15 protein-coding genes are annotated in these 15133 nt (G+C 54.9%); 11 read left to right on the top strand and 4 right to left on the bottom strand.

The features are described 5' to 3' along the window. Window positions 1-47: 47 nt before the first annotated feature. The 5 genes from GN242_RS12375 (at window position 48) to GN242_RS12355 (ending at window position 3569) form a co-directional block, all read left to right on the top strand. Window positions 48-515, top strand: a complete 468-nt coding sequence (locus GN242_RS12375; RefSeq protein WP_154750809.1) for a glycoside hydrolase family protein — start codon at window positions 48-50, stop codon at window positions 513-515. 20 nt (window positions 516-535) lie between these two features. Continuing rightward, on the top strand, window positions 536-859 hold the full coding sequence (locus GN242_RS12370; RefSeq protein WP_230320648.1) for a DUF7940 domain-containing protein: 324 nt from the start codon (window positions 536-538) through the stop codon (window positions 857-859). Continuing rightward, on the top strand, window positions 856-1158 hold the full coding sequence (locus tag GN242_RS12365; RefSeq protein WP_154750810.1) for a hypothetical protein: 303 nt from the start codon (window positions 856-858) through the stop codon (window positions 1156-1158). The genes GN242_RS12370 and GN242_RS12365 overlap by 4 nt, the downstream gene beginning before the upstream one ends. 257 nt (window positions 1159-1415) lie before the next feature. Further along, a complete protein-coding gene (locus tag GN242_RS12360) occupies window positions 1416-3164 on the top strand; it encodes a putative phage tail protein (protein ID WP_156287574.1) in 1749 nt (582 codons plus the stop codon). A gap of 135 nt (window positions 3165-3299) precedes the next feature. Continuing rightward, complete coding sequence (locus GN242_RS12355; protein WP_154750812.1) at window positions 3300-3569, top strand: hypothetical protein; 270 nt, start codon at window positions 3300-3302, stop codon at window positions 3567-3569. Window positions 3570-3608: 39 nt separating this feature from the next. Here GN242_RS12355 and GN242_RS12350 read toward each other — a convergent pair whose 3' ends face one another. After that, complete coding sequence (locus GN242_RS12350; RefSeq protein ID WP_156287573.1) at window positions 3609-5003, bottom strand: GGDEF domain-containing protein; 1395 nt, start codon at window positions 5001-5003, stop codon at window positions 3609-3611. A 661-nt stretch (window positions 5004-5664) separates the two neighbouring features. Between GN242_RS12350 and lolC the strand changes: the two genes are divergently transcribed. The 4 genes from lolC to cobB all read left to right on the top strand — a co-directional run bounded on the left by lolC (window position 5665) and on the right by cobB (window position 9886). Next, complete coding sequence (gene lolC / locus GN242_RS12345) at window positions 5665-6864, top strand: lipoprotein-releasing ABC transporter permease subunit LolC (protein ID WP_154750814.1); 1200 nt, start codon at window positions 5665-5667, stop codon at window positions 6862-6864. Beyond that, entirely contained in the window at window positions 6857-7561 is a 705-nt protein-coding gene (gene lolD, locus GN242_RS12340) for a lipoprotein-releasing ABC transporter ATP-binding protein LolD (RefSeq protein WP_154750815.1), read from the top strand. The genes lolC and lolD overlap by 8 nt, the downstream gene beginning before the upstream one ends. Then, the gene (gene lolE / locus GN242_RS12335) at window positions 7561-8805 is read left to right on the top strand and encodes a lipoprotein-releasing ABC transporter permease subunit LolE (protein WP_154750816.1); all 1245 of its coding nucleotides are present in this window, start codon (window positions 7561-7563) and stop codon (window positions 8803-8805) included. Before lolD ends, lolE begins: the two co-directional genes overlap by 1 nt. A gap of 169 nt (window positions 8806-8974) precedes the next feature. Beyond that, window positions 8975-9886 (top strand): Sir2 family NAD+-dependent deacetylase, encoded by a 912-nt coding sequence (gene cobB, locus GN242_RS12330; RefSeq protein ID WP_195918318.1) that lies wholly within the window; start codon window positions 8975-8977, stop codon window positions 9884-9886. Here cobB and GN242_RS12325 read toward each other — a convergent pair. Continuing rightward, entirely contained in the window at window positions 9836-11008 is a 1173-nt protein-coding gene (locus GN242_RS12325) for a benzoate/H(+) symporter BenE family transporter (RefSeq protein ID WP_156287572.1), read from the bottom strand. The two genes, cobB and GN242_RS12325, sit on opposite strands and share 51 nt — an antisense overlap. 105 nt (window positions 11009-11113) lie before the next feature. Between GN242_RS12325 and GN242_RS12320 the strand changes: the two genes are divergently transcribed. After that, a complete protein-coding gene (locus GN242_RS12320) occupies window positions 11114-11674 on the top strand; it encodes a helix-turn-helix domain-containing protein (RefSeq protein ID WP_154750818.1) in 561 nt (186 codons plus the stop codon). An 89-nt stretch (window positions 11675-11763) separates the two neighbouring features. Next, entirely contained in the window at window positions 11764-13002 is a 1239-nt protein-coding gene (gene pepT, locus GN242_RS12315; protein ID WP_156287571.1) for a peptidase T, read from the top strand. 45 nt (window positions 13003-13047) lie between these two features. Here pepT and GN242_RS12310 read toward each other — a convergent pair whose 3' ends face one another. Both GN242_RS12310 and GN242_RS12305 read right to left on the bottom strand, forming a co-directional pair. After that, entirely contained in the window at window positions 13048-14229 is a 1182-nt protein-coding gene (locus GN242_RS12310) for an MFS transporter (protein ID WP_154750820.1), read from the bottom strand. Window positions 14230-14296: 67 nt separating this feature from the next. Continuing rightward, on the bottom strand, window positions 14297-14974 hold the full coding sequence (locus GN242_RS12305; protein WP_195918319.1) for a helix-turn-helix transcriptional regulator: 678 nt from the start codon (window positions 14972-14974) through the stop codon (window positions 14297-14299). Between the last annotated feature and the right edge of the window lie 159 nt (window positions 14975-15133).

Genomic DNA, 15133 nt, shown 5'->3' with positions numbered 1-15133 from the left:
AGGGTTGCATTAGCAACCTTTTTTAATGCCGGTAAGCGAGGTGGAGTATGAGTAAGGTTATTCAAATCTTAATGTTTGAGGAAGGTTATAAAGAAGACCCCTATCTGGATACCGAAGGATATCCGACTATTGGCTGTGGAATTAAAATCGGCCCAAAGGGAGCGGCGCTGGAAAATTATATATTCACTCTTCCGTCTAACGTCGGAAGCGTCTGGATGCAGATGATACTGAATCGCAAAATTGATGAGATGTCGCGTCATCAGGCGATCCTGGCGGCGCTGCGCCGATGTAATACGCCGCGTACCGATGTGTTGTACAGCATGGCTTATCAGCTGGGTGTTGACGGGCTTTCTGCTTTTAAAAACGCGCTTATGAAGATAGCTGCAGGGGATTTTAACGCGGCGGCGGATGCCATGCTCAACAGCCTGTGGGCGCAGCAAACGCCGCAGCGTGCCCGGCGCCATGCCGACGTAATGCGAAGCGGAACCTATACCCGATATCAGGAGGTCCTGTGAAATTTACCCTGTTTATTCTGCTGGTTGCTGCAACATCACTGGCAATCTGGCTGCTGGTGCATTATGGGCGGATGACCGTGGTATCTCATGCCCGTTTGCTGTTTAAAACCTGGTCGGTATGGCTGGCTTCCATTGGATCGATGCTGAGTGCATGGGTGCAGTCGTTTCCGGACTCTGCTCTGAATGCATGGGGGGTGCTCCCGGAGGATATTAAGTCCTGTCTGCCGCATAACTTCCTTGCGTTTATTGGCGCTTTTATGGTGGCGATGGCCGTGATAGCGCAATTTATCCGGCAAAAAAACCTTTGTAATCAGAAAATTGCAGCGGACGGAGGTAAGGTATGAGTCTGTTACTTTCATTAATTGGTGGCAGCTGGCAGGGCCTGCTGGCCATCGCGGCCGTTGTCGGGGCGTTTATCGGCACGTGGTTTGGCGGTAAACAGGTGGGCAAAAGCCAGCAGCGCGCGCGGGCCCAGGTAGCTGAAGCGAAAAAAAGCGCCGCGCAAATAGAAGCGGTGGCCAATAAACAGGCGGATAATAGTGAGGAGGCAAAACGTGTGCAAACGTCCAATATTGTACTTAATGATGCTGACGCTCGTAGTAAGTTGCAGCAGTCCGAATTCAACACCGATGATAGCAAGTGAATTAATAACCGATTCCTCCTGTACGTTATTTTCCCCTATTTATACCCACGGTCAGGACGCACAGTTAATGGATATCAGAACCGTCAGGCAAATTAATGCTCATAACGATCTCTGGGTATCGCTGTGCAACAGTAAAAATAAGTAAGCCTCACAAATAAGGAGGTGTAACGCAGCTTGTTGTTTAATTAATCTCACTCCAACCCCTTAAATTATCCTGAATCAGGCGGCTTAACTCTGCATGCTGCCCGGAGGCTATTATGATTGAAGTTAACTCTTTTGCTGAATTACGTACCACGGCTCCGACAAAAGCGGGTGATATTGCCCTGTTGAAACGCTATTACGATAAGGATTCTACCTTCCGTGGTGGCGGTACCTTTGTCGGTTTTATTACCACGGCCCTGCCGGTGGATGACAGCGGTACCTACGCCGTTGGCACAGGCTTTTTCTGGAAGCGTGTAGTGAACAGTCAGGATGAGCTGAACATCTATCACTTTGGCGGTAAAGGCGACGGCGTGACCGACGACAGCGGCGCGTTTAAACAGATGCTTACCTGGGCGCAGAATGTGAATACCAGCAGCAGGAATCTCGGGGTGCGCTTCCCCGGCGGTAAATTCCTGATCAACCCGATTGATCTCTCCGCCAGCGAAATCCCGTTTTTCTACCTTTACGGCGATGATAATCCACAGGGTGGGATGCCGCGTACCACTATCGTTTCTGATAAGTCGGTTAACCCGGTATTTAAGGTGAATGCCCGGCGCACGGTGATCAAGGGCATCTGCTGGAATGGTCAGGCTTCGGCGGATATCACTGCGAATACCAGCGCGATCACCGCCGAGATGTGTACCAACCAGCAGCCGTTCTTTGAAAATATTATGGTCGCGGGGCAAACCGTGTTGATCACCTGCTTCCGCGTACAGAACAACGGCGGGACGGCGGTCAAGCTGCTGGATACTCTTGATACTAAATTTGACCAGATCTATTCGATTAATACCTATGCACGGGTATTTGATGTGGGCTGGTCGGATACCGTAGACGGCGTCTGGGATCACTCAACGGCCATTGAGCTGTCGAATGCGAACTTCCAGAGCGGATACGGCGATGCCACGCTGAAGATGCCGCGTGTAACGCAGGGGGTGATGCGTAACGTGTGGATAGAGCACACCCGCTGTCCTGGCGATCTCAGCAACGGGCAGTGGCTGGTGGATGCTCTCAGCCTGGAAGACTGCGCTAACCCGTTCAATATGGACAATGCCCGGGTACAGGTTCGCCAGCTTAACCTGCAATCAGGGGGGGTGGTCAGCCTGAACAATGCCGCAGGTCGCTGGCTTTCCGGCTATGAAACCGGCTGGCGGCGCGATGAAAGCTTCGGTACTCAGATGACCGGCACCATGCGCGCCGGATGGTATAGCGGGTATAAAATCACCAATACCTCGACCAGTGATAAGTGGTACAAACTGGGCAAGGTATTTATGCCAAAGGATAACCAGCAGTGGATGATAGAGATGATTGGTAAGGCAACCACTGATGCGGTAAGCGGCACCGCAGGAAGCCCGGTAAGCGCTATCTCTTCAGGCACCAGTTACCTTGCAATTTCGCGCTGTGCCACGGCAATTTATGGCGATATTCGTCACCACGGCTCACCGGCGGTGCTGGATATCAAATTTAACCGCATCGGCACTACCACCTCCGAGATTTGGGTCAAACTGAAAGCCGCCAGCGGCGACACAATGTTTAACCTGAAATCAACGGGACCGACGCGCTTTGAGTCGGGGGAGTGTTCGCTGTTTACCCCGGATCTGAGCGAAGTGACCGACCTCACCACCATTGGCACGGTTTCTCCGGCGGCACGCATGAGCATGCACAACGGGCTGGCGGGGATCGGGGCGAATGAGAAGGGGGTACTGACGGTAGCCACTGCGGTAGCGGCAGCGCCAACCACCACCACACCCGTCGGTTATATTACCGTTAACGTAAACGGCACCGATCGTAAAATTGCGTATTACTGATTAACAGCTTAAGGCCGGGGAAACCCGGCCTTTTTTTTGTCGTTTGGCGTATTGTTAAAAAATGGTTATGAACTTTCACTGCCTCACCCGGTCACAAAAGGGGTAGGCTTCTTTTAACGATGAAAGGAAAGATCCATGAGTGACAACGAAAGCAAAACGCAGACTGACCACTTACGTGACGTGACTTCGCAGCTAAAAGAAATGCGCCATTACGCTCAGAGTAATACTGAAACACTGTCAGCACAGTGGCTGGCGTTCGATCAGGGGGAGCACAAAGACGCGGGCTTTGCAGAGAAAATTAATCAGTTACTGACTCAGCAAGGCGGCCTTTTGGATGAGCTGGAAACCGCCATCCAGGATTTTGAAATCGAAGCGAACCGCATCGAAAACGAAGCCCAGGCATAACTGAATATGCGGTAAGTACGGGTCAGGCTGCCTGGCCCGCTACAGAACAAACTCCGGGCGAACCTGATTTCGCCCACTGCTTTTAGCAATATAGAGCTGCTCATCGGCCCGGGTAATTGACTCATCCAGGCTGTTAACGTTATTAATATTCAGCGCGCTGATACCAATACTGGCGGTGACGCTGAGATTATTACCGTCAAGCATGATGACGTTCTCCTCAATGCTGTGCCGCAGGCGATTGGCTAACAGAAACGCGCGCGGCTGCGAAATTCCCTCTATTATGACCAGAAATTCCTCTCCGCCCATCCTGCACACCAGCGCCGACTGCTGCAATCCCTGGCGAATGCACTCCACCGTTTTTGCCAGCACATAATCGCCGCTGGCATGGCCGTAGGTATCATTAATATTCTTGAAACGATCGATATCAATCACAAAAACTGCGCCAAAAAATCCCTTAGGGCGGTGACGTGGGGTAACCAGCGACTCAAGTTTCGAAGCCAGCCCGCTACGTGTCAGCGCCCCGGTCAGGAAGTCGTAGTCGGCTCGTTTAGTGATGCGCGCCACCAGTTTTTTATTTGAGGCGGTGCTCAGAGCAACAATCAGCGGACTGATCAGCATCGCCGCCACCCCGAGACGGGCAGATGAGAGGCTGTCGATGCGGAAAAGATCGTCCTTTCCCTGAATATTGAGCACGTTACCTGCCACCAGAATGATCTCGCTGATACCGGTTATCAGCGTCAGGAAACAGGTAATAAACAGCGGATAGCTGATGGCACACCACAACAGTGCCGGTAGCGGATAGATCAGACTGCCGCCACCGCCCACCCAGATTCCGGTGATAGTGGTCAGCACCAGTGCCAGAATCGGCAGCACGGTACTTTCGCGCAGTGCGCTCGCCAGCTGGGCCAGTTCATCACGACGCGGCAGGCTGATAACCAGCGGCAGCAGCAGAATCGATGTTGACATCTGTTCGGAGAACCACGAGAACCAGGCCTGAAAAAGCTCATCTTCAAAGTAGTGTTCGCTGACAATCGCCCCGGCCAGCGCACATACCGCAGCACCCAGTAGAGAAGCAGGGAAGACGTGCAGCAGCGCCTGCAGGCGGCGGGAGTGTCCACGCGTAAAATGGTTACTCAGTAATACCCAGCGGCCAGTAGCGATAAACAGAATATTGGCGGCATCAAGCCCCATGGCAATCACCACCGGGGTGCCATAAAGGATATCGGCCGTGAACATACCCAGAAAGAGGATTAACAGCGTGCTGGGTTTATCCAGCGCGGGAAAGCGGATCAGCAACCCCAGCAAAATGGCATTGCTGGGCCAGAAGAGTGACAGTGAGGCTAAATTGCGTGATTCCAGGCCAATGGTTGACAGCAGCATGGCAAGGGCAAATAAGATGATGGCCTGGTTAATATTATATTTATTTTTTGGCATCTTAAGGCTCAGGGCGGTTAAAACGTGTCACTCTCGAAACGTTCGAGTTTCTGGCTGGCTAAAGGTATAGAGCAGATCGACAACAGAGGATTGGCACAAAATGACGCGCCCACAACATACGTGACAACCCGGCTTAAAGCAATTTATTGAGACTATTCCTGGTCTCGTTATTAGCAAAATTGCATCAGGTTCGCCTGACTATCACATACGCTACTTGATCCGTTAGCACTGTTAACCTTTTACCGGACAGAGTCGTTATGTGATGCCACATATAGCGCAAAAAGCAGCAGCGATCGATTAAAAAAACGCTATTTCTGATTGTTTGAGAAAATTCCTGGCTATGCTAACTCACTGAGCTGAATCATAAAAAGAACATCATCACATTGGCGGGCAGGCTCTGACGCTATCTGCCCTCCGTGGCCACACTGACAATCACCGGGCTTAATTCCACCCAACTCTTCAATGTAATCACCTTAGCCGGTGTGGGTTAAAACAGCGCATTCTGCGGCGAACGTGATACGGGCTGCCGGTGAAAGCGCTAACAGCATTTCAGCACATTAACAAAACAATGTGCGGCCTCAGAGGCTTAGTGGTTCCATAACGCGGTAGTAACCTTTATTATCCTTGCCAATTGTTGGCTGCCATTAGAAAGACGGATGTTATGTATCAACCTGTCGCCTTATTTATTGGTCTGCGCTATATGCGCGGGCGTGGTACTGACCGCTTCGGGCGGTTTGTTTCCTGGCTTTCCGCTATCGGAATTACGCTGGGTGTGATGGCGCTGGTGACTGTGCTGTCGGTAATGAATGGCCTTGAGCATGAGCTGGAAAAAAATACGCTTGGCCTGATGCCGCAGGCATTGATTACCAGCGAGGCCGGATCGATTAATCCACAGCAGCAGCCTGCCAGCAGCCTGCATCTTAACGGCATCAGTCGTATCACTCCGCTGACTACCGGCGAGGTCGTGATGCAGAGCGCGCGCAGCGTTGGCGTGGGGGTGATGCTGGGTATTAATCCCGATGAACCCGACCCGTTATCGCCATTCCTCATCAGCGTGCGCCAGCAACAGCTGCAATCAGGGCAGTACAATGTGATTGTCGGTGAGCAGCTGGCAGGCCAGCTTGGCGTGAAGAGTGGCGATCAGGTGCGTCTGATGGTGCCTTCCGCCAGCCAGTTTACCCCGATGGGGCGCATTCCCAGCCAGCGCCTGTTTACCATTATTGGCACCTTTGCTTCCAATAGTGATGTCGATGGTTACCAGATTCTGGTTAACCAGCAGGACGCCTCGCGCCTGATGCGCTACCCGGCAGGCAATATTACCGGCTGGCGTCTGTGGCTGGAAAAACCGTTACAGGTAGACAGCGTCAGCCAGCAGACTCTGCCGCAAGGGCTGGTATGGAAAGACTGGCGCGAGCGCAAAGGTGAGCTGTTCCAGGCGGTGAAAATGGAAAAAAATATGATGGGGCTGCTGCTTAGTCTGATCGTCGCCGTGGCTGCCTTTAATATCGTCACCTCACTTGGCCTGCTGATTATGGAGAAGCAGGGCGAAGTGGCGATTCTGCAAACCCAGGGCCTCACCCGCCGCCAGATTGTTGCCGTATTTATGGTGCAGGGCGCCACGGCAGGCATTGTTGGCGCGCTGATCGGCGCACTGCTCGGCGTACTGCTGGCAAGCCAGCTGAATAACCTGATGCCGGTGATCGGTGCCTTCCTTGATGGTGCCGCGCTGCCGGTTGAAATTTCCCTGACTCAGGTCGCCACTATCACCCTGACGGCGATTGTTGTGGCTCTGTTGTCAACGCTTTATCCTTCCTGGCGCGCGGCCGCCGTTCAACCCGCTGAGGCTTTACGTTATGAGTAACAAGATCCTGTTGCAGTGCGACAACCTGTGTAAACGCTATCAGGAAGGCAGCGTGCAGACCGATGTCCTGCGCAACGTTACCTTCAGCGTACAGCCTGGCGAAATGGTCGCGATTGTCGGCAGTTCCGGCTCGGGGAAAAGTACCCTGATGCACCTGATGGGCGGGCTGGATACGCCTACCTCTGGTGAGGTGGTGTTCGACGGCCAGTCGCTGAACAGTATGTCCTCAGGGGCAAAAGCCGGGCTGCGTAACCGCGAACTGGGCTTTATCTACCAGTTCCACCATCTGTTGCCGGACTTCAGCGCGCTGGAAAACGTAGCAATGCCGCTGCTGATTGGCCAGACCGCCAAAGCAGAAGCTCAAAAGAGAGCTATCGATATGCTTAAGGCCGTTGGCCTGGATCACCGCGCGGCGCACCGTCCTTCAGAGCTATCCGGCGGTGAGCGTCAGCGTGTGGCTATCGCCCGTGCGCTGGTCAATAACCCGCGCCTGGTGCTGGCCGATGAGCCTACCGGTAACCTCGATGCGCGTAACGCCGATGCCATCTTTGACCTGCTTAACGAACTGAACCAGCGCCAGGGCACGGCATTTCTGGTGGTGACCCACGATCTTCACCTGGCAAAACGGATGCAGCGTCAGATGGAAATGCGCGACGGCCAGCTCAGTGATCAAGTCAAACTGGCAGGTAGCTTCTGATGGCGGGTTCTCTCTCTCTTCTGCTCGGCCTGCGCTTCAGCCGTGGCCGTCGGCGCGGAGGCATGGTCTCGCTGATTTCGGTGATCTCAACGGTTGGTATTGCGCTCGGCGTGGCGGTATTGATTGTGGGTCTGAGCGCCATGAATGGCTTTGAGCGCGAACTGAATAATCGCATTCTGGCCGTGGTGCCCCATGGCGAAATAGAGCCGGTCAACCAGCCCTTTACCGGCTGGCAGGGGCTGATACCGAAGATGGAGCGGATCCCCGGCATTGCCGCAGCGGCACCCTATATTAACTTCACCGGGCTGATCGAGAGCGGCAGCAAGCTCCAGGCGGTTCAGGTGAAAGGTGTTGATCCGCAGCAGGAGGGGCGGCTCAGTGCGCTGCCTTCCTATGTACAGGGCGATGCCTGGCAGAGCTTTGGCGCGGGCAAACAGCAGATCCTGCTGGGGCAGGGGGTAGCCACCAGCCTGAAGGTAAAACAGGGCGACTGGCTGACGATTATGATCCCGAACAGTGACGCCGGGCATAAACTGTTACAGCCGAAGCGGGTACGTCTCCAGGTCACCGGCATTCTTAAATTGAGCGGTATGCTCGATCACAGCCTGGCCCTGGTACCGCTGGCCGATGCACAGCAGCTGCTGGGTATGGGAGAAAGTGTTACCGGCATCGCCATCAAAGCGACTGACCCCTTCAATGCAGTGAGCCTGGTTCGCAAGGCGGGGGAAGTCACCAACGCTTATGTCTATATTCGCAGCTGGGTGGGGACTTACGGCTATATGTACCGCGATATTCAGATGATCCGCGCCATTATGTATCTGGCGATGGTGCTGGTTATCGGCGTCGCCTGCTTCAATATTGTCTCTACCCTGGTGATGGCAGTAAAAGATAAAAGCAGCGATATTGCCGTGCTGCGCACTCTCGGAGCGAAAGATGGCCTGATCCGCGCTATTTTCATCTGGTATGGCCTGCTGGCCGGGCTGGTGGGGAGCGTCAGCGGCGTGGTGGTCGGCGTGCTGGCTGCTCTTAATCTGACACCCATCATTCACGGGATTGAAGCGCTGACCGGCTATCATTTCCTCTCCGGGGATATCTACTTTATTGATTTCCTGCCGTCGGAGCTGCACTGGCGTGATGTGGCTATTGTGCTGGTGACCTCGCTGCTGCTGAGTCTGCTGGCAAGCTGGTATCCGGCACGCCGCGCCAGCCGTATCGATCCGGCCAGAGTGCTCAGTGGCCAGTAAAGCGCGGGGCGCACTGTGAGGCATATCAGGGAACGGTGCTTTCCTGATGCTGACAATAAGAATATCAGCAGACTCTCAGTGCGCCCGGCTTAATCACCCGTTATTATCAGGGAGATGCCTTTGCACCATACGGTGCAGCATTCCTGCATATTAAGGATTAGAGGATTTGATGATGCGCACACCCCGTCGCCGCTTAAGGCTGGCACGCTATAAGAAGACCCGACGCCAGGTTCACCAGCGTTTCCGTCAGCGCATTTTCGAACGCGATCGTAATATTGAAATTGCCCGGCATCCGCTGCCATACGTGGTGGTTCTGACAGGAGCAGGGATATCCGCTGAGTCCGGCATCCGGACTTTCCGTGCAGCAGATGGTTTATGGGAAGAGCATAAAGTTGAAGACGTTGCCACGCCGGAAGGATTCAGCCGTAATCCACTGATGGTGCAGGACTTCTACAACGCTCGCCGCCGTCAGCTTCAGCAGGACGATATCAAACCCAATGCAGCACATCTGGCGCTGGCAGAACTGGAAGCGGCTCTTGGCGACCATTTTCTGCTGGTGACGCAGAATATCGACAACCTGCATGAGCGTGCCGGAAACCGCAACGTAATCCATATGCACGGTGAGCTGCTTAAAGTGCGCTGCGCCAGCAGTGGTCAGATCCTGCAATGGACCGAGGATGTGAAACCTGACGACCGCTGCCACTGCTGCCAGTTCCCGTCGGTGCTGCGCCCGCACGTGGTGTGGTTTGGTGAAATGCCACTACAGATGGATGAGATCTACCAGGCGCTGGCACAGGCTGACTACTTTGTGGCGATTGGCACTTCAGGCCATGTTTATCCGGCGGCGGGCTTTGTACATGAAGCGCGTTTACAGGGCGCTCACACCGTGGAACTCAACCTTGAACCCAGCCAGGTAGGCAGCGAGTTCGAAGAAAAACAGTACGGGCTGGCCAGCGAAGTGGTACCTGACTGGGTACATGATCTGCTGGAGAATATCGCCAGGCCCGTTCGCTCGGGTGCCGATGTGTCCTCAGCGTTTGGGCAGCGAGAAGATCAGGTGGGCGATAACTCCGCCGATTAATCCCCAGAATGCCGCGCCAACCCCAAGCAGCGTGACTCCCGAAGCGGTGATAAGAAAGGTAATCACCGCTGCGTCTCGCTGCGTCTCCTCATTTAATGCACGTTGCAGACTCCCGGCAATAGTGCCCAATAAAGCCAGTCCGGCAATGGTATGGATCAGCGCCAGCGGCAGCGCGGTAAACATCCCGCCAATCGCCCCACCAAATATTCCCGCCAGCAGATAAAACACGCCGGCCGCCGCCGCTGCCCAGTACCGGCGCTGCGCATCGCTGTGCACTTCCGGCCCCATACAGATAGCTGCCGTAATCGCGGCGATACAGACGGTAAAGCCGCCGAACGGCGCCAGCAGCAGGGCGGTCAGCCCGGTCCAGGCAATCAGCGGTGACACCGGAAGCGTATAGCCGTGGGCTTTCAGGGTGGCGATACCCGGCGCGTTTTGTGACGCCATGGTAACGACAAAAAACGGAATACCGATGCCCAGCAGGCTGGAGAGGGTGAAATGCGGGGCAATAAATTGCGGCATCACCAGGCTTTGCGTGTGCGTCACATGAATGATCCCCTGAAGCGCCGCCACGGCTAATCCGCCCAGCAGCGTGAGAACAATGGCATAGCGCGGAACCAGGCGGCGTGCCAGCAAATATACCAGGCACATGGTGCCGCTCAGGGCGAAATTGAGCTGCAATGAGGCGAATGCATCCATGCCGAAGCGCAGTAAAATCCCCGCCAGCATGGCAGCGGAAATCGCCTGCGGAATGGCGTTCATCAGGCGGGCAAACAGCCCGGTAATGCCACAAATAAAGATCAGCGCCGAGGCAAATACAAACACGCCAACTGCCTCACTGAGCGAGGTGCCGGGCAGGCTGGTCACCAGCAGAGCGGCACCCGGCGTTGACCAGGCGGTAAGCACCGGGGTGCGATACCAGAGCGAGAGACCCAGCGTAGTGACGCCCATCGCCAGCCCGAGCATAGTCAGCCAGCCGCCGATCTGCGCTGCGCTCGCTCCGGCAGCCTCAGCAGCCTGGAAAATAATCGCAGCAGAACTGGTATAGCCCACCAGCACCGCCACAAAACCGGCAACGACGGCAGGAAACGTCAGGTGACGCAAAGTCAGAGGTGGGCGCATAGAGAAATCCGCAGCTAAGTAATGACCGTTATAACGTACAAACTAGCATCGTGCGTTATAACGCACAAGAAGTTATACTCGTCAGAAGTGAAACGGAGATGACACATGGATATGCTGCAACACCATCTGGCCCACACCCTGAAAACCCATCGCCGCGAACGTGGCTGGAGCCTGGCACAGGCGGCGGAAGCCACCGGTGTGAGCAAAGCGATGCTCGGCCAAATCGAACGCGGAGAATCCAGCCCGACAATTGCCACGCTGTGGAAGATTGCCACCGGATTTAATCTGCCGTTTTCAGCCTTTATTGAACCCCTTGCCGTTGACCGCGCCGCGCCACGTCGTCAGCAGCAGTTACAGGGTTACTCTCCGGCAGATAATACAATGCAGGCGTTACCGCTGTTTCCCTTCGATGCCGCGCTTAACTTTGAAATGCTGGTGGTTGAACTGGCTCCCGGCGCATCGAGTGAATCTTCCGCCCACGAGCCGGGTGTGATTGAGCATGTCATCGTGATTGAAGGTGAGCTTGAGTTACAGGTTGCAGCTCAGTGGCAGTCTCTTGCGCCAGGCGAAGGGGTGCGTTTTAACGCTGATCGCGCCCATGCCTATCGAAATCCAGGCATTTATCCAGTGCGTTTTTATGATCTCATCCATTATCCGCCACGTTAATTCAGCGTCAGCGTACTAAACTGACCTGAAACAATATTTAACATTGTCCAGCTCCCCATAATAAGCGTTGGCATCCAAAGGGAAGATAGATGAATAATTTACTTGATCGCTTCTTAAACTATGTGTCTTTTGATACGCAATCAAAAGCTAATGTTCGTCAGGTTCCCAGCACTGAGGGGCAACTGCGCCTGGCGCAAAGATTATGTGATGAGCTAAGGGCGCTGGGGCTGACGGATGTTGGCTGCACTACCCGTGGCATTGTTATGGCGACGCTGCCATCAAACGTCAGCTGGCCGACACCGGTTATTGGTTTTATCTCCCATATGGATACGTCGCCGGATTTCACCGGTAAAAATGTCAATCCGCAGGTGATTGAGAACTATCGTGGCGGCGATATCGCCCTCGGTATTGGTGATGAAATCTTGTCGCCGGTGATGTTCCCGGTTCTGCATGAGCTGACCGGCCATACGCTGATCACCACCGACGGTAAAACGCTGCTGGGTGCAGATGATAAAGCCGGCATCGCTGAAATTATGACCGCCCTGGCGCATCTGACCTCCGGAAACGTTGCCCACGGCGAGGTGCGCGTGGCCTTTACCCCGGATGAAGAAATCGGACGTGGAACCCAGCATTTTGACGTGGCAGCCTTTGCCGCAGACTGGGCCTATACCGTTGATGGTGGGGGGATGGGCGAGTTTGAATATGAGAACTTTAACGCAGCCTCGGTAACGGTAAAAATCAGCGGGAATAACGTCCATCCGGGGACTGCCAAAGGCGTGATGGTTAATGCGCTGGATCTGGCAATGCGCTTCCACCGTGAAGTGCCGGAAGATCAGGTGCCGGAAAAAACCTCAGGCTACGAAGGTTTCTTCCATCTGCATGGGATTAAAGGCAGCGTGGATCGCGCCGAGCTGCACTATATCGTGCGCGATTTTGCCCGCAGCGGTTTTGAAGCACGCAAACAGCTGCTGGCAGATATTGCAGCGCGTTTGCAGAAAACAGTGCCCGCGCCAGCTGCTTTCGAACTGGTGATTGAAGACAGCTACTACAATATGCGTGAGCAGGTTGAAGCCTGTCCGCAGAGTATCGAAGTGGCACTTCAGGCGATGCGCGACTGCGATATTACCCCGCAGGTCAAACCAATACGCGGCGGCACGGACGGCGCACAGCTCTCATTTATGGGCTTGCCCTGTCCGAATCTGTTTACCGGTGGCTATAACTATCATGGCCGGCATGAATTTGCCTCGCTGGATAATATGGAGCAGGCAGTGAGGGTTATCACCCGCATCGCCGCATTAACCGCCGAGCAGGCAAAACCCGTCAGTTAAGTAAATCGCGGGCTGACCGACAGCGGTGGTCAGCCCCGGACTTTATCAGGATACCTCCCGGCATACCCCGGGTTGCGCTGTTTTCATATCAGGAATCAGCGTCAGCAGCCCGCACAGCGCCATACCTGCGCCAATCCACAGCGGGGCGCTGAGGCCGAAACCATACTCAATACTTAACCCCCCCAGCAGCGATCCCAGCATCAGCCCGAATGTGACCATTGAAGTATGCAGCGTATTAACCAGCTGACGATTTCCGGCGGCTGCCATCACGCGGGTCACCATCGCCGGGTTCATTGTTACGCCAAACAGGCCAACGCCAATTACTGACGCTATGGCTACCGAAGGTTGCTGAATAAAGCGGGCAAACAGTACAAAAAAAACGGCCAGCGCCAGCAGGCCGCAGGCAATCACCGGCAGCGAAAAGCGCGCAGCCAGACGACCCACTACCGCATTGCCGAGCACCGTGGCCATGCCATACACCAGCAGCAGCCCGGTTACCTGGCCGCTGCTAAAGCCGGTTTGAGCAGTCAGAATCGGCGTAAAGTAGCTAAACCCCGCAAAGGTGGCGCCAATAATCAGCAGGCTGGTGGTGTAGGCGCGCCAAAGCGTCAGATTTTTTAGCGCCCGCAGCTCATCGGCCAGATTGATGCGGTCTGGCTCCATAGAGGAGGGCAGCGTTTTGTGCGTCAGCCACAGCGCCAGCAGGCTAATCACCACCACCGACCAGAAACTGATACGCCAGCCCGCCAGATTACCGATAAAACTTGCCAGCGGCAGGCCAATCACCGTACCAATCATCAGGCCCCCAAGCACCACGGTAATCGCCGCGGAAGTCTGCTGCCCGGGCACCAGCTTCACGCCGGTGCTGACTGCACAGCCAATAAAGGCTCCGGCCACTGCCCCGGTAAGAATGCGGGCGATAATCAGCGGCAGATAGCTGCCAGCAACGGCCCCTGATGCCTGGCTGGCAATAAACAGCACCAGCAGAATAATCAGACTGCGGCGCGGCGGATGCCTGAGCAGCAGCAGGGCGAGCAGCGGGCCACCAATAGCCATCGCCAGCGCATACACGGTAATCAGATAGCCGGTCATCGGCAGCGTGATATGGAGATCGGCGGTCATGATATTCATCAGGGCGGCGACCTGAAATTCGCTGGTAACCAGCGCAAAAACACCAAACCCCAGCGCATACACAGCGGCGGGGAGACGGGCGGGAGACGACGACATAACGTTTCCTGACTTGGGATAAGAGAAGTTAAGTGTAAAGATTGAGGTGAGGGCGTCCAGCTAGCCTTTAGTAGAGGGAGGAGGGCAAATAGTTTAGCTCCAGCGCCCGGCGTATAGCGTGTTTACCATTGCTGACACCCAGCTTACGGGTAGCGTTGGCGATATGAAACTTTACGGTACTGAGCTGGATACCGAGAATGACGGCAACTTCACCGTAGGTTTTACCACGGCTGCTCCACAGCAACACTTCCTGCTCACGTGCCGACAGTGCCGGGACGTCATCGCGCAGGATAACGGTCTTTTCATGCAGGGCGACCAGCAGCATTTGCAGATCTGCAAGGCGGGGGATCACATCCTGAGAAAACGTCAGATTATCGTGGCGACGAATAATACTTAACAGCGACATCTGCTGCTGCGGGTCGTGTACCGCAAAGGTATATCCCTTCACACGCTGACACTGGCTGCCCGCCTCACACAGCCCGGCGTTGGGGCGCGAGCAATCCTGCCAGTTAAACGGTGAGACGCGCTGGCGGGCAGCCAGCACCACCGGATCTTTAAGATAACGGCGGCGCTGGTGATAATCCTGCCTCCACTCCTGCGAATGGCTGGTAACCACCAGCGCCTCGCACGGAGCGAGTTTATTCTGGCGCAGATAAAGAAAATCAATCTCGCCCAACGGGGCAAGGCGCTGGCGGAGGACATCACCCGCCTGGGCAATAATTGCGCTTTCGCTGATATGATCCACTTTTCTCTCCGGCTGGCAGGGTGCTCTGCGGCCTATCCTGACACACTCCCGGCAGATTTTAAAAACCTTCATGTTTTAAAAACCTTCATAAGACGTTAACCCGCCTGTCACACAACACCGGCATTTTAGTAAGCAATCTGGTGGGGCAGTAAGACAAAT

This window comes from Erwinia sorbitola (genome assembly GCF_009738185.1).
Lineage (GTDB): Bacteria > Pseudomonadota > Gammaproteobacteria > Enterobacterales > Enterobacteriaceae > Erwinia > Erwinia sorbitola.
The sequence above is the reverse complement of the archived record's forward strand: the minus strand, read 5'-3'. Positions and strand labels throughout refer to the sequence as shown.

Coding starts and splice junctions, on each gene's coding strand:
- GN242_RS12375 (WP_154750809.1), top strand. CDS start 48: ATGAGTAAGGTTATTCAAATCTTAATGTTTGAGGAAGGTTATAAAGAA.
- GN242_RS12365 (WP_154750810.1), top strand. CDS start 856: ATGAGTCTGTTACTTTCATTAATTGGTGGCAGCTGGCAGGGCCTGCTG.
- GN242_RS12360 (WP_156287574.1), top strand. CDS start 1,416: ATGATTGAAGTTAACTCTTTTGCTGAATTACGTACCACGGCTCCGACA.
- GN242_RS12355 (WP_154750812.1), top strand. CDS start 3,300: ATGAGTGACAACGAAAGCAAAACGCAGACTGACCACTTACGTGACGTG.
- GN242_RS12350 (WP_156287573.1), bottom strand. CDS start 5,003: ATGCCAAAAAATAAATATAATATTAACCAGGCCATCATCTTATTTGCC.
- lolC (WP_154750814.1), top strand. CDS start 5,665: ATGTATCAACCTGTCGCCTTATTTATTGGTCTGCGCTATATGCGCGGG.
- lolD (WP_154750815.1), top strand. CDS start 6,857: ATGAGTAACAAGATCCTGTTGCAGTGCGACAACCTGTGTAAACGCTAT.
- lolE (WP_154750816.1), top strand. CDS start 7,561: ATGGCGGGTTCTCTCTCTCTTCTGCTCGGCCTGCGCTTCAGCCGTGGC.
- cobB (WP_195918318.1), top strand. CDS start 8,975: ATGATGCGCACACCCCGTCGCCGCTTAAGGCTGGCACGCTATAAGAAG.
- GN242_RS12325 (WP_156287572.1), bottom strand. CDS start 11,008: ATGCGCCCACCTCTGACTTTGCGTCACCTGACGTTTCCTGCCGTCGTT.
- GN242_RS12320 (WP_154750818.1), top strand. CDS start 11,114: ATGGATATGCTGCAACACCATCTGGCCCACACCCTGAAAACCCATCGC.
- pepT (WP_156287571.1), top strand. CDS start 11,764: ATGAATAATTTACTTGATCGCTTCTTAAACTATGTGTCTTTTGATACG.
- GN242_RS12310 (WP_154750820.1), bottom strand. CDS start 14,229: ATGTCGTCGTCTCCCGCCCGTCTCCCCGCCGCTGTGTATGCGCTGGGG.